At 72.6% G+C, this 13,752-nt stretch carries 11 protein-coding genes; 7 read left to right on the top strand and 4 right to left on the bottom strand.

From position 1 onward, the window contains the following. Nucleotides 1–86: 86 nt before the first annotated feature. Nucleotides 87–1,376 carry a TerD family protein gene (locus V8690_RS03350; protein WP_338775794.1) on the top strand — a complete coding sequence of 430 codons (1,290 nt, stop codon included), beginning with the start codon at nucleotides 87–89 and terminating at the stop codon, nucleotides 1,374–1,376. A gap of 14 nt (nucleotides 1,377–1,390) precedes the next feature. Here the strand turns inward: V8690_RS03350 and V8690_RS03345 are convergent, their stop codons facing one another. Then, nucleotides 1,391–2,584, bottom strand: a complete 1,194-nt coding sequence (locus tag V8690_RS03345; protein WP_338775793.1) for a glycosyltransferase — start codon at nucleotides 2,582–2,584, stop codon at nucleotides 1,391–1,393. A gap of 39 nt (nucleotides 2,585–2,623) precedes the next feature. Here V8690_RS03345 and V8690_RS03340 point away from each other — a divergent pair, with 39 nt between their 5' ends. Both V8690_RS03340 and V8690_RS03335 read left to right on the top strand, forming a co-directional pair. Then, nucleotides 2,624–3,409: an aspartate/glutamate racemase family protein gene (locus V8690_RS03340; protein WP_338775792.1), complete on the top strand. Its 786-nt coding sequence runs from the start codon at nucleotides 2,624–2,626 to the stop codon at nucleotides 3,407–3,409. 115 nt (nucleotides 3,410–3,524) lie between these two features. Next, nucleotides 3,525–4,079 (top strand): hypothetical protein, encoded by a 555-nt coding sequence (locus V8690_RS03335; protein WP_338775791.1) that lies wholly within the window; start codon nucleotides 3,525–3,527, stop codon nucleotides 4,077–4,079. A gap of 12 nt (nucleotides 4,080–4,091) precedes the next feature. On the opposite strand, the gene V8690_RS03330 is transcribed toward V8690_RS03335, so the two are convergent. Continuing rightward, nucleotides 4,092–5,117 carry an O-antigen ligase family protein gene (locus V8690_RS03330; RefSeq protein WP_338775790.1) on the bottom strand — a complete coding sequence of 342 codons (1,026 nt, stop codon included), beginning with the start codon at nucleotides 5,115–5,117 and terminating at the stop codon, nucleotides 4,092–4,094. A gap of 445 nt (nucleotides 5,118–5,562) precedes the next feature. Between V8690_RS03330 and lnt the strand changes: the two genes are divergently transcribed. The 4 genes from lnt to V8690_RS03310 all read left to right on the top strand — a co-directional run bounded on the left by lnt (nucleotide 5,563) and on the right by V8690_RS03310 (nucleotide 10,596). Continuing rightward, nucleotides 5,563–7,179 carry an apolipoprotein N-acyltransferase gene (gene lnt / locus V8690_RS03325; RefSeq protein ID WP_338775789.1) on the top strand — a complete coding sequence of 539 codons (1,617 nt, stop codon included), beginning with the start codon at nucleotides 5,563–5,565 and terminating at the stop codon, nucleotides 7,177–7,179. A gap of 68 nt (nucleotides 7,180–7,247) precedes the next feature. Then, nucleotides 7,248–7,727 (top strand): NUDIX domain-containing protein, encoded by a 480-nt coding sequence (locus V8690_RS03320; RefSeq protein WP_338775788.1) that lies wholly within the window; start codon nucleotides 7,248–7,250, stop codon nucleotides 7,725–7,727. Between the two features lie 54 nt (nucleotides 7,728–7,781). Then, nucleotides 7,782–8,582, top strand: a complete 801-nt coding sequence (locus V8690_RS03315) for a 3-hydroxybutyrate dehydrogenase (protein WP_338775787.1) — start codon at nucleotides 7,782–7,784, stop codon at nucleotides 8,580–8,582. A 73-nt stretch (nucleotides 8,583–8,655) separates the two neighbouring features. Continuing rightward, nucleotides 8,656–10,596, top strand: a complete 1,941-nt coding sequence (locus V8690_RS03310) for a GAF domain-containing protein (protein ID WP_338775786.1) — start codon at nucleotides 8,656–8,658, stop codon at nucleotides 10,594–10,596. A gap of 60 nt (nucleotides 10,597–10,656) precedes the next feature. Here the strand turns inward: V8690_RS03310 and V8690_RS03305 are convergent, their stop codons facing one another. Both V8690_RS03305 and V8690_RS03300 read right to left on the bottom strand, forming a co-directional pair. Further along, complete coding sequence (locus V8690_RS03305) at nucleotides 10,657–12,042, bottom strand: MFS transporter (protein WP_338775785.1); 1,386 nt, start codon at nucleotides 12,040–12,042, stop codon at nucleotides 10,657–10,659. A 615-nt stretch (nucleotides 12,043–12,657) separates the two neighbouring features. After that, nucleotides 12,658–13,752: a putative sulfate exporter family transporter gene (locus tag V8690_RS03300; protein WP_338775783.1), complete on the bottom strand. Its 1,095-nt coding sequence runs from the start codon at nucleotides 13,750–13,752 to the stop codon at nucleotides 12,658–12,660.

The following is a 13,752-nucleotide window of genomic DNA, read 5'->3' as shown; positions in this document are numbered from 1 at the left end:
GGGAGGAATAGGTTGTGCGAAACGGAACTCGACGGACGGCCGGGATGGGCCTGGCGCGGTGACACGCAATGGGGGCGGACATGCAAATGCTGAAAGGTTCAAACACTCCGGTGCCCACCTCGGCGCTGCGCGTGGAATTGGGCTGGCGGGCCGGACCGGGGGTGCCCGACGCCGACGCCTCCGCTTTGCTGCTGGTAAGTGGAAAAGTCCGCTCCGACGCGGACTTCGTGTTCTACAACCAGCCCGCGCACTCCTCCGGCGCGATTCGGCACGAGGGCAAGCGCGACGCCGACGGCCGGGTGACCGACACGCTCTTCGTCGACCTCACGCGCGTGGAGCCCGCGATCGAGACGATCGTCCTCGCCGCCTCCTCCGACGGCGGCACGTTCGCGCAGGTCCCGGACCTGTACATCGAGGTCCAGGATGCCGCCCGGGGGGCATCGGTCGCCCGCTTCGACAACCCGGGCGCCACCACCGAAACCGCTTTCGTGCTCGGCGAGTTCTACCGCCGCCAGGGTGCCTGGAAGTTCCGCGCCGTCGGCCAGGGCTACAGCAGCGGACTCGAAGGCCTGGCCACGGACTACGGCATCACGGTGGACGAGCCGCAGCAGGCGGCCCCGACTCCGGCCCCGGCCGCGCCTCCCGTGGCCGCGCCCTCGGCGCACACGCCCCCGCCGCCGGCCCGGCCGGTGGCCCCGCTCCCGCCGGCCGCGCCCCCGGCGGCACCGCCCGAGCCCGTCCGCCTCACCAAGGTGACGCTCACCAAGGCGGCCCCCTCCGTGTCGCTCACCAAGCAGGGCGGCACCTCCGGCGCCCTGCACGTGAACCTCAACTGGCAGGTCCGCAAGCAGTTCTCGGGGTGGAGCAGCAAGTTCGGCCGCCCGGCCGCCATGCACTCCGACCTCGACCTCGACCTGTGCGCGCTGTACGAACTCACCGACGGCAGCAAGGGAGTCGTACAGGCCCTCGGCAACACCTTCGGGGCACTGCACCAGCCCCCGTACATCCACCTCGACGGCGACGACCGCACCGGCGCCGTGTCGACCGGTGAGAACCTCACCGTCAATCTCGACCACAAGAACGCCTTCCGGCGCATCCTCGTCTTCGTCACCATCTACGAGGGCGCCCGCTCGTTCGCCGACCTCAACGCCACCGTCACCCTCCAGCCGCAGCACGGCGCCCCCATCGACTTCTCCCTCGACGAGTGCACCGTCCCCTCGCCCGTGTGCGCGCTCGCCCTGATCACCAACACCGGCGGCGACCTCGTCGTACAGCGGGAGGCGCGCTACCTCGTGCCCGAGCGCGGGGTGAGCCCGCAGCGGACCGTCGACCACGCCTACGGGTGGGGCATGAACTGGACCCCCGGCCGGAAGTGACCCTGCGGCGTTCGTCAGCCCTCGTCGGGCACGGCGTCCGGGCGTGCGTAGGTGCGGCCCTTCCAGGCCGCACCGCGTCCCCGGTAGTGCTGCACCGCCGAGTCGACCGTCATGAGGAGATAGAGGAACGCGGTGAACGGCAGCAGGGGAGCCAGCCACAGCGGCTGCCGGTAATAGCGGAGCATCGGCACGTAGGTCCCCGTCATCACGAGCCAGGCCGCCCCTCCGACGGCCGCTGCCGCCGCGTTCCCCCTCGCCAGGCCGGCCACGACCGCCACCGGCGGCACAAGATACACCAGCGCCAGCCCGGCGACCGTCCCGGCCAGCAGCAGAGGGCTGTGCCGCAGCTGGGCGTACGCGCTGCGCGACACCATCCGCCACAGGTCGCCCAGCCGCGGATACGGCCGCACGCTGTCCACCCGGTCGGCCAGCCCCAGCCAGACGCGGCCGCCGCTGCGCTTCACCGCCCGCGCGAGGGCCACGTCGTCGATCACGGCGTGCCGGATCGCGTCCGGGATCCGCGCCCGTTCGGCGGCCCGGGCCCGCAGCAGGACGCAGCCGCCGGCCGCGGCCACCGTGCGCGTCCCCTCTTTGCCGATCCGCCGGAAGGGGTAGAGCTGGGCGAAGAAGTACACGAAGGCGGGCACGACGAACCGTTCCCACGTGCTCTCCACGCGCAGCCGGGCCATCTGCGAGACGACGTCGAACCCGCCCGCACGGGCCGCCGCCACCAGTTCCCGCAGACTGTCCGGCGCGTGCGCGATGTCGGCGTCCGTCAGCAGCAGGTACTCGGGGTCACGCGCGCGTGCCACGCCGATGCCGTGGCGCATCGCCCACAGCTTGCCGGTCCAGCCCGCGGGCGGCTCGCCCGGCGAGCCCACGGTCAGCGGCAGCCCGCCGTGCCGACGCGCCAGTTCACGCGCCAGGTCACCGGTGCCGTCCGCACTGCCGTCGTCGACGAGAAAGACCTCCGCCCGCCCCGGATAGTCCTGCCGGAGCAGCGACGGCAGTGCGGCGGGCAGCACCGCCGCCTCGTCGCGGGCCGGGACGACGACGCACACCGACGGCCAGGCGTCCGGTTCCCGGCGCGGCGGCAGCCGCACATCCGTGCGCCAGAAGAAGCCCTGGCAGAGCAGCAGCCACAGCCAGGCGAGAAGTGATCCAGCGGCAGTCCACACAACGGCGCTCACGCGCGCAGTCTGCCCCACCGGGCCTGCCCGCGACCGCTCATCGTCTATCGTGATCGGGTGAAGATCGCGCTCATGGACTCCGGAATCGGTCTGCTGGCGGCCACCGCCGCGGTTCGGCGGCTGCGCCCCGACGCCGATCTCGTACTCTCCCTGGACCCCGACGGCATGCCGTGGGGCCCGAGGACCCCGGAAGACCTGACCGAGCGCGCCCTGGCCGTCGCCGAGGCGGCCGCCGCGCGCCGCCCCGACGCCCTCATCGTCGGCTGCAACACCGCGACCGTACACGCGCTCACCGCCCTGCGCGCCCGCCTCGAACCAAACCTTCCGGTCATCGGTACCGTCCCGGCGATCAAGCCGGCCGCGGCCGGCGGCGGACACATCGCCATCTGGGCGACCCCGGCCACCACCGGCAGCACGTACCAGCGGACCCTGATCCGCGACTTCGCCGGGGAGGTCCCCGTCACCGAGGTGCCCTGCTGGGGCCTCGCCGAGGCCGTCGAACGCGCGGACGAGTCGGCGATCGACGCCGCCGTGTCCGCGGCCGCGGCGCTCACGCCTGACGAGGTGACCACCGTCGTCCTGGGCTGCACCCACTACGAACTGGTCGCCGAGCGCATCCGGGCCGCCGTCCAGCGCCCCGGCCGGCCGCCCCTCGTGCTGCACGGCTCCGCGGGCGCCGTGGCCGCCCAGGCCCTGCGCCGGCTCGGCGAGCAGCCCGCCCCCGGGGCCACGCCCCACGGCACCCTGACCGTCCTGTTGAGCGGACGCGAGGGCACACTGCCCGCACCCGCCCTGGCCTACGACGAAGGGCGGCTGTTGCGGGCCGTCACGCCGGCCGGCTGACCGGCACGGGTCACCGAACGTCGTCGGCGAGCTGAATCCGCCCCGCCGCCCGGCCGGCGCAGTAACCCTCCGCCATGAGGTACCAGCGGAGCGGAACCTGAGTAACCTCATAGACATGAGGGACCACCGCCACGGCGAGAACGCTCCCCACGCGCACTCCGACGTCTGGACCGGCCGAGCCACCAACCGGGCCCAGTGGCTGCTGGCGCTCGCCGGCGCCGCCTGCATGGCGCTGGGCATCGAGCTGGCCGTCGACTCGGCGTGGACGTCCGGCATCGCCCCGCTGGTCATGGCCGTGGTCGGCTGCATCGCCGCCGGGCTGCTGGTCCTGTTCGGAACGCTCGCCTTCGTGCACGTCGCCCTGCGGGTCGACGAGGAGCACCTCGAGGTGCGCTGCGGCCACATCGGAGTGCCCCGCCGCCGTATCCCGCTCTCCCATGTGGTGGGTGCCACATACATCTCGCACGTCACTCCGCGCCAGTGGGGTGGCTGGGGCTATCGGTGGCGGCCGGAGATGGGCACCGCGGTGGTCGTCCGACGGGGTGAGGGCGTCGTGCTGGAGCTGTGGGACGGACACACCTTCACGATCACCGTGGACGACGCGGAGGCGGCCGTACAGGTGATCAAGGCGCGGCTGGGGCGGACCAAGCCGGGCGCTACCGCGCACTGAGCGGACTTCCGGTCACCACGCCGGGGCGTGTCCGGCGCCCCGTGGACGCGTGTCCGGCGCGGTGCTCGACGGTTCGACGGTGAGCGGCCGGGCCGTGGCCATGCCCGCCAGCAGGCCCGCACCCACCGACACCGCGGTGAAGCTGAGCGCGTTGCCGATCGCGGCGATGGCCGCGAGCGCCGTCAGAGCCGCGCCCGCGGTCAGCGCCACCGGGGTCGGGCGGGGGCCGCGCCACAGCGCGTACAGCACCCAGCCGAACGCCGCTGCCAACAGGGCCACACCGACGAGGCCCTGTTCGGTCGCCTGCTGAAGGGGTGCCGAGTGGGGCTTGCCGTCGGACAGCAGTGACTGTGCGGACGTCGTGCTCAGCTCCCCGAAGCGCCCCGGGCCGACCCCCAGGGCGGTGTCCTCGCGCAGTAGCTGCCACGCGTCCTGCCAGAGCTGTACGCGGTGGGGTGTCAGCCGCTCTTCGAGGGCGGCCACGAGCCCGCCTGGTACGGCCCGCGCCGCGACCGCCCACGTCAGGCCAGTCACCAGCCCGGCGACCGCGCCCAGTACGGCGAGGCCGGCGCCGCGGTGCCGGGTGCGGCCTGCGGCCAGTGAGCACAACAGCACCGCGACACATGTGACGCAGCCGGCGGCCGAGCCGAGCACGGCCGCCAGCACCGCCGTCCCTGCGGCCAGCAGCCGCAGGGCGAACCGCACGACCGGAACGCGAGCGGCCCACGCGGCGCAGCACGCGGCACCGGCCGACAGCGTCAGCACGGCAGCCGTCGCCCCGGCATGCCCCAGCGGTGTGGTGATCTGCGGGCCCGGCGCGAGGTGCGGAACGGCCACGGTCAGCCCCGTACCGGCCAGCGCCCCGGCGCAGGGCGCGCCGACCGGCAGCAGCGCCCCGCCGATCCGCCCGGCGGCGTACCCGGCCGCCACGGCCAGCACCGCGAGCAGCACACCCTCGGGCAGGCCGTGGTGCACCGCCGCCGTGATCAGGGACCAGCCGGCGCAGGCACCCAGCACCACGACACCCGCCGCGTCCACCGCGATTGGTCTCTCACCGTCCGCGCTCTGCCCGGACGCGGACGTCAGCCCACCGGAACCCACCCCGCCCCGCCCCCGCACCACGTCGCCCCCGACCTGTGAAGACCCCGGTCGCTCGGGCCGCCACCGGCCGCACGACTGAGGCTTCGGCACACCGTAGCCGCTGGTGGGCGGTTTGTGGATGTGTCGTGACCAAATGGGCAGGAACGTTGCGGCAGATGCGCGGCGATGCGGCGACGCCTTGCGCGGTCGGGCGGGGAGCCGTGCCGGCCGCTGGGCGGGACGGGGCTGCGCCTGCGGCCGGGCGCGGGACGGATCGTGGAGCGCCGCCGTCCGTGCGCGGGCCGGGACAGTGGAGCGCCGGCCTACGGGCCCGCAGCGCGTGACGCCGCCGCCTCGTGGACCGCGCTGTCGGCGTCAAGGTCACTCGCCTTACACTCCGGGAGTGACCGTCACCGCAACCTCCGTCGGCGAGTCGGAGCAGCTGGAGCCGCGGATCGCGTCCGAGGCGCGGGCCTGGGCCCGGCGGCTCGTGCGCCTCCTCCCGGCCGCCGCAGCCGCGCTCTCCGGCCTCCTGCTCTACGTCAGCTTCCCGCCTCGCACCCTGTGGTGGCTGGCCCTGCCGGCCTTCGCGGTCTTCGGCTGGGTGCTGCGCGGCCGCGGCTGGAAGGCGGGGCTCGGCCTCGGCTACCTCTTCGGCCTCGGCTTCCTGCTGCCGCTGCTGGTGTGGACCGGAGTGGAGGTCGGGCCGGTCCCCTGGGTCGCCCTGGTGGCGATCGAGGCGATCTTCGTCGCACTGGTCGGCGCGGGTGTCGCGGTCGTGTCGAAGCTGCCCGGGCGGCCCGTGTGGGCGGCCGCCCTCTGGATCGCCGGCGAGGCGGCACGCGCGCGCGTGCCCTTCGACGGCTTCCCTTGGGGGAAGATCGCGTTCGGGCAGGCGGACGGTGTGTTCCTGCCGCTCGCCGCGGTGGGCGGTACCCCGGTGCTCGGCTTCGCGGTCGTGCTGTGCGGCTTCGGGCTCTACGAAGTCGTCCGCCTCGCTGTGGTGTGGCGGCGCACCGGCACGGTGCGCCGGACCGCGGCGGCCGTGGGTCTGCTGAGCCTGGCCGTCCCGGTCGTGGCGGCCGTCGCGGCCAGGCCGCTGGTCAGCGACAAGGCCGAGGACGGCAGCGTGACCGTCGCGGTCATCCAGGGCAACGTGCCCCGGGCGGGGCTGGAGTTCAACGCTCAGCGGCGGGCCGTACTGGACTACCACGCGCGCGAGACCGAACGCCTGGCCGCCGAGGTCAAGGCCGGCAAGGTCGCGAGGCCCGACTTCGTGCTGTGGCCGGAGAACTCCTCCGACATCGACCCCTTCGCCAACCCCGACGCCCGCGCCGTGATCGACACCGCCGCCAAGGCCGTCGGCGTGCCCATCTCGGTCGGCGGCGTCGTGGAGCGGGACGGCAAGCTCTACAACGAGCAGATCCTGTGGGATCCGGCGAAGGGTCCCGTCGACACCTACGACAAGCGGCAGATCCAGCCGTTCGGCGAGTACCTGCCGTTGCGTTCGCTGATCGGGGCGATCAACAGCAACTGGACCTCGATGCAGCGCCAGGACTTCAGCCGGGGCACCAAGCCGGGCGTGTTCACCATGGACGGCGCCAAGGTCGGCCTCGTCACCTGCTACGAGGCCGCCTTCGACTGGACCGTGCGTTCCGAGGTCACCGACGGCGCCCAGATGATCTCCGTGCCGAGCAACAACGCCACGTTCGACCGCAGCGAGATGACTTACCAGCAGCTCGCCATGTCCCGCGTCCGTGCGGTCGAGCACAGCCGGACCGTGACCGTGCCGGTGACCAGCGGCGTCAGCGCGATCATCATGCCGGACGGGAAGATCACGCAGAGGACCGGCATGTTCGTCGCCGACTCGCTGGTGCAGAAGGTGCCGCTGCGCTCCTCGCAGACCCCCGCCACGCGGCTCGGCGTCCTGCCGGAAATCGCCCTCGTGCTGGTCGCGGCCGGCGGACTGGGCTGGTCCGTCGGCGCAGGTCTGCGCGGGCGACGCGCCGGTGACGTGTAGCCGTACGCCGGTCGCACACTGCCTGAAACGCACCCGGCCGCCGGAACCGGCCCTTTAGGGTCGACGGCATGGCTACTCCTGACTTCATCCGAACCCTCCGTGCCTCGGCCGGCCATCAGCTGCTCTGGCTCCCCGGAGTCACCGCCCTCGTCTTCGACGACGAGGGCAGAGTGCTGCTCAACCGCCGGTCCGACACGCGCCGGTGGTCCGTGATCGGCGGCATCCCGGACCCGGGGGAGCAGCCCGCGGCCTGCGCGGTGCGGGAGGTCTACGAGGAGACGGCCGTGCGCTGTGTCGCCGAGCAGGTCGTCCTCGTCCAGGCCCTGGATCCCGTCACCTACGAGAACGGTGACACCTGCCAGTACATGGACATCACCTTCCGCTGCCGGGCCGTGGGCGGCGAGGCGCGGGTCCACGACGACGAGTCGCTGGACGTGGGCTGGTTCGACATCGACGCGCTGCCCGAGCTGAACGAATTCGGGCTGTTGCGGATCAAGCAGGCACTGTCGGACGCCCCCACATGGTTCGACCCCACTGCATCCGGCTGAACTGTAGGGCGTGACCACATGGGGCGCGGCAGGGGCCCTGCCTAGGGTCGAGGCATGACCGTGCCCCATGTCCTCCCGGCTCCCCACGCCTCCCCGCTCGGCCTCGGCGGCCGCACCGCGCTCGTCACCGGCGCCGCCGGCGGTATCGGCCGTGCCTGCGCGCTGCGGCTCGCGGCCGCCGGGGCGAAGGTGAGAGCGGTCGACCGGGACGCCGCGGGCCTGGAGGCGCTCGCCGGACAGGGCCGCGACCTCGCGGGCACCGTGGAACCCCACCTCCTCGACCTCACCGACCTGGACGCCGCCGAACTCGCCGCCGCGGGCACCGATGTCCTCGTCAACAACGCCGGGATCCAGCTCGTGCGCCCCATCGAGGAGTTCCCGCCCGACGTCTTCCACACGGTGCTCACCGTGATGCTGGAGGCACCCTTCCGGCTCATCCGCGGTGCCCTGCCCCACATGTACGGACAGGGATGGGGCCGCATCGTGAACGTGTCGTCCGTCCATGGGCTGCGCGCCTCGGCCTACAAGTCCGCCTATGTGGCCGCCAAACACGGGCTGGAGGGACTCTCCAAGACCGCCGCCCTCGAAGGCGCACCCCATGGTGTCACCTCCAACTGCGTGAACCCCGCCTATGTGCGCACCCCACTGGTCGAGAAGCAGATCGCCGACCAGGCCCGGGCGCACGGCATCCCCGAGGAGCGCGTGCTGTCCGAGGTGCTGCTCCAGGACAGCGCCGTCAAGCGGCTCATCGAACCGGAGGAGGTCGCCGAGGCCGTGGCGTACCTGTGCAGTCCACAGGCGTCCTTCGTGACCGGTACCTCACTGGTGCTCGACGGCGGCTGGACCGCCCACTGAGCGGCCCTGAGAGTCCGTGGGGAGTTGTCCACAGGGCTGACGGGACGGCCCGGTCATGGTGAATCCTGTGAGCATGTCCAGCGATCACGTGCAGTCTGCCGAGCGCTCCGCCGGCATCGCCGAACCGCCACCGGCCGGCGCGGAGACGCCGTATCTCGAGCTCCTGGCCCGGGGCGCGTCCGCCGACGCCTACGAGCAGCCGGTGCTGCTCGCGCGCGCCGAAGGGCGTCCGGCGGAGTGGATCGCCGCACTCCAGCAGGCCAAGCCGCTCGCCCTGCGCGTGCGCTCGGAGCTGGAGGGACGGCGCCGCCGCGAGGCCGAGCTGTCCGCACTGTTCGAGACCGCCCACGACCTCGCAGGGCTGCGCGACCTGGACGCCGTACTCCAGGCGATCGTGCAGCGCGCCCGGTCGCTGCTGGGCACGGACGTCGCCTACCTCAGCCTGAACGACCCGGCGAGGGGCGACACCTACATGCGGGTCACCGAGGGTTCGGTCGCGGCCCGGTTCCAGCAGCTGCGGCTCGGCATGGGGGAGGGGCTCGGCGGCCTGGTCGCCCAGACCGCACGCCCCTATGTCACCGACGACTACTTCAAGGACGACCGCTTCCAGCACACCCTCACCATCGACGCGGGCGTGCGGGACGAGGGGCTGGTGGCCATACTCGGCGTGCCGCTCACGCTCGGGCACCACGTCATCGGCGTGCTGTTCGCCGCGGACCGCCGCGCCCGGGTCTTCGAGCGGGAGCAGATCGCCCTGCTGGGCTCCTTCGCCGCCCTCGCCGCGGCCGCCATCGACGCCGCCAACCTGCTCGCCGAGACCCGGTCGGCCCTCGCCGGCCTGGAGCGGGCCAACGAGATCATCCGGGACCGCAGCGGCGTCATCGAACGCGCCTCCGAGGTGCACGACCGGCTCGCCGAGCTCGTCCTGCGCGGCGGCGGGGTCCACGACGTGGCCGCCGCCGTCTCCGAGGTCCTCGACGGCACGGTCGAGTTCGCCGAGGCCGCCGCGGCACCGGCCGAGGCCCTGGAGGCGTCCCGCGCGGAGGGCCACGCGGTGCGGCACGAGGACGACTGGATCGCCGCCGTCGCCGCCGGGGGAGAACTGCTCGGCGCGCTCGTGCTGCGCGGTCACCCGGGGCTCGACCCCGTCGACCAGCGCACCCTGGAGCGCGCCGCCATGGTCACCTCCCTGCTGCTCCTGGCCCGCCGGTCCGCCGCCGAGGCCGAACAACGCGTCCGCGGCGAGCTCCTGGACGACCTGCTCGACGCCCGCGACCGCGACCCCCGCCTGCTGCGGGAGCGCGCGGCCCGCCTCCACGCCGACCTCGACGCCGTCCACGTCGTACTGGCCGTGCGCCTGGAGGGTGACGCGCCCGACGCCGACCAGGAGGCGGACGCCCGCAGACGCCTCGCCGCCGCCGCGTCCCACCTCGCCGCGACCCGGCACGGCCTGGCCGCCGCGCGCGACGGCGGCACCGTCCTGCTGCTGCCCCTCAAACCCGGCGACAGCGCCACCGAACTGGCCCGCCGCGCCGCCCGGCACCTGGGCACAGCGGTCCACGCACCGGTCACCGTCGGCGCCTCCGCACCCGCCGAGAACCTCGCCACCCGCCCCGATTCCGTGGCCACCGCCTACGCCGAGGCCCGGCGCTGCCTCGACGCGCTGCGACTGCTCGGTCGCTCCGGGGACGGAGCCGCCGCCGAGGACTTCGGCTTCCTGGGGCTGCTCCTGTCCGGCGACCGGGACATCCCCGGCTTCGTCGACCGCACCATCGGCCAGGTCGTCGCGTACGACCGACGACGCGGCACGGAACTGCTGCGCACCCTCGACGCGTACTTCGCCTGCGGCATGAGCCCCGCCCGCACCAAGGACGAACTGCACGTCCATGTGAACACGGTCGCCCAGCGCCTGGAGCGTGTCGGCCGCCTCCTCGGCGACGACTGGCAGAGCCCGGAACGCGTCCTGGAGATCCAACTCGCCCTGCGGCTGCACCGGTTGTCGGCGCGGCACTGACCCCGTAGTCGGGCCCCGTACGCGGGGTCGGACTACGGGGCCGGCACCGGGACGTACGTCTCAGGGAATCCGGGCGTCCGCCGCCGGCGCCGTCGTCCGGTCCGTGTCGGCGGGCGGGGCGACATCGGCCAGATCCCGGTGGCGGGTCTCCTTGGCCGCCGCCACGGCGACGACCGTGAGCACGGCGGCGCCGATCACGTACAGGGCGATCGGCGTGGAACTGCCGTAGTCGCTCAGCAGCGCGGTGGCGATCAGCGGCGCGGGCGCACCCGCCGCGACCGAGGCGAACTGGGCGCCGATGGACGCGCCGGAGTAGCGCATCCGCGTCGCGAACATCTCGGAGAAGAACGCGGCCTGGGGCGCGTACATCGCCCCGTGCAGCACCAGCCCCACCGTGACGGCGAGGATCAGGTTGCCGAAGCCGCCGGTGTCGATCAGCGAGAAGAACGGGAACATCCACAGCCCGACCCCGACAGCACCCATCAGATACACGGGACGGCGGCCGATCCGGTCGGAGAGCGCGCCCCACGCCGGGATGGCGGCGAAGTGCACGGCCGAGGCGATCAGTACGGCGTTGAGTGCGGTCTGCTTGGAGACGCCGGCCGAGGTGGTGGCGTAGACGAGGATGAACGCGGTGATGACGTAGTAGCTGATGTTCTCCGCCATCCGTGCGCCCATCGCGACCAGGACGTCACGCCAGTGATGCCGCAGCACGGCGACCAGCGGCAGCTTCTCGGCATCGGCGCTCCGGTCCGCCTTGCGGGCCTCGGCCCGTGCCAACGCCTGCTTGAAGACCGGCGATTCATCGACAGACAGACGAATCCACAAACCGACGATCACCAGCACCCCGGAGAGCAGGAACGGGATCCGCCAGCCCCAGCTGCCGAACGCGGCGTCCGACAGGACGGCGGTCAGCAGGGACAGCACGCCGGTGGCGAGGAGTTGCCCCGCCGGCGCGCCGGTCTGCGGCCACGAGGCCCAGAACCCACGCCGCCGGGCGTCCCCGTGCTCCGACACCAGCAGCACGGCACCGCCCCACTCGCCACCGAGCGCGAACCCCTGGACCAACCGGAGCACGGTGAGCAGCACCGGCGCGGCCGTCCCGATGGTGGCGTGCGTCGGGAGCAGCCCGATCGCGAAGGTCGCCCCGCCCATCAGCAGCAGACTCAGCACCAGCAGCTTCTTGCGCCCGAGCCGGTCGCCGTAGTGCCCGAACACCAGCGCACCCAGCGGGCGAGCGGCGAACCCGACCGCATACGTCAGGAACGACAGCAGCGTGCCGACGAGCGGGTCGGAGTCCGGGAAGAACAGCTTGTTGAACACGAGCGCGGCGGCGGAGCCGTAGAGGAAGAAGTCGTACCACTCGATGGTGGTGCCGATGAGGCTTGCGGCGACGATGCGTTTGAGGCTGGCGGGGGGTGGGGGAGCGGTCGCGGGGGAGGGCATCGGCACCACTTCCTGGCGGTTGGCGGGGACGTTTTCGTGTCGCCATACCGTAGGAATCCGCAGGTCAGGCGCACATGTGGCGGGGCAACATAGTTCGAGCGGTGGCTATGCGTGTGGCCACCATGCCGATTCATGGAAGGGCGGCTCAGGGGCTCGATGGTGGTTGGAACGAGCGCCGTCCGGGACGCGTAGTTCAGGGCGATTTGATGGTGCGGTGCTGACTCCCGTGCTGGTTTGGTGCTGACTAAAAGCCCACGTCATCACCCGTCTTCACCTCTCCCGTGCTGACTTGGTGCTGACTACGCTCCGTTGAACTCGGGCATCTGGGGTTCATTGGCTCTGAGTCGTTGCGTGGAAGGAGAGACCGAGCCCGGCCTTGCCGCTCAGCCGGGGCACGGGCAACGCGCTGCGCTTGAGCGTCGTGCGCGTTCGTCCCAGCAGATTCTTCGTCACTTGGTGGTACAGCTCCTGCGCCGCCCCCGACCAGCACCAACGACGGCCCTTGCCGCCGTCGCCGGGGCGATCGGCCCGTTGATGGCCCGGATCTTGGTCGCCTGGCCACGTGTGCGGCGACGAGGATGTCCGTCAGGCAGGCGGCCCCGGGCCGTGCTGGGCTCACAGCCGACCGGTGATCGACTGGAGACCGAGACCGGTCGCGCTGACGGCGGCCCAGAGGATCGCACCCAGCAGAAGTGGCCGTGCACCCGCCTCGCGAAGCTTGGAGAACTTCAGCGACAGACCGATCCCCGACAGGGACACAGTGATCAGAAACGTACTGATCACGGGCAGTGCCGGCTCCCACGAAGCGGGGATGACGTCATACGTGGCGGCGGCTGACGCGAGCAGGAATCCAACGATGAACACGGGGAACGCGCGCCAGATCCGTCTTCCCGCGCTCTCGTCCTGCCGGGTGTCCCGGGCTCGCCGACCGACCGACCGCCACAGCACCAGGACCACGCAGATCGGCACGATCATGAGGCTGCGGGTCAGTTTGACCACCACCGCGTACTGCCCTGCCTCGGTGCCGTAGCTGTAGGCGGTGGCGACGACCGAGGACGTGTCGTTGATCGCGGTGCCGCTCCACAGTCCGAACGCCTCCTGCGACATCCCGAGAAGGTGGCCCACGGGAGGAAACAGGGCGACCGCGGCGATGTTGAAGGTGAAGACGGTGCCGAGGGCGTAGGCGACCCTGGCCTCGACGGCGCCCACAGCAGCGGTCACCGCGGCGATCGCCGAGGCTCCGCAAACGCCCGTGCCGACGCCGACGAGCAGCCGGGTCTCAGGGTGGACACCGAGCAGTCCGCCCACGGCCCAGGCACCGGGCAGCGCCACGGCCAGCGTGCCCAGCATGACCGGCAGTGACCCCATCCCGACTCGCACCACGTCGCTCAGGGAAAGCGCGGTCCCGAGCACGATGACGGACGCCTGCAGGACCTGTCTGCCCGCGACCGCGACTCCGGGGCGCAGACGCTCGGCCGTTGTGTGGGGGGCCAGCCGTCTCAGCAGGGCTCCGGCAAGAACACCCACCACGATCCCGAACACTGGGCCGCCCACGGTCGGGACGAGACGGCCCAGCCAAGCGGCCGGCAGCGCGACCGCCACTGCCACCGCCAGTCCCGGCAGTACCGCACTCGACGCGCGCCCGGCGCGCCTCATACCGGCGGGCACGCGTGGCCGCGGCTTGACCGGCAGGGCGTGGGACGATTCCAT

It is taken from the genome of Streptomyces sp. DG1A-41 (assembly GCF_037055355.1).
Lineage (GTDB): Bacteria > Actinomycetota > Actinomycetes > Streptomycetales > Streptomycetaceae > Streptomyces.
Note: the sequence above shows the minus strand (reverse complement) of the source record. Positions and strands in the feature narration are given on the sequence as shown.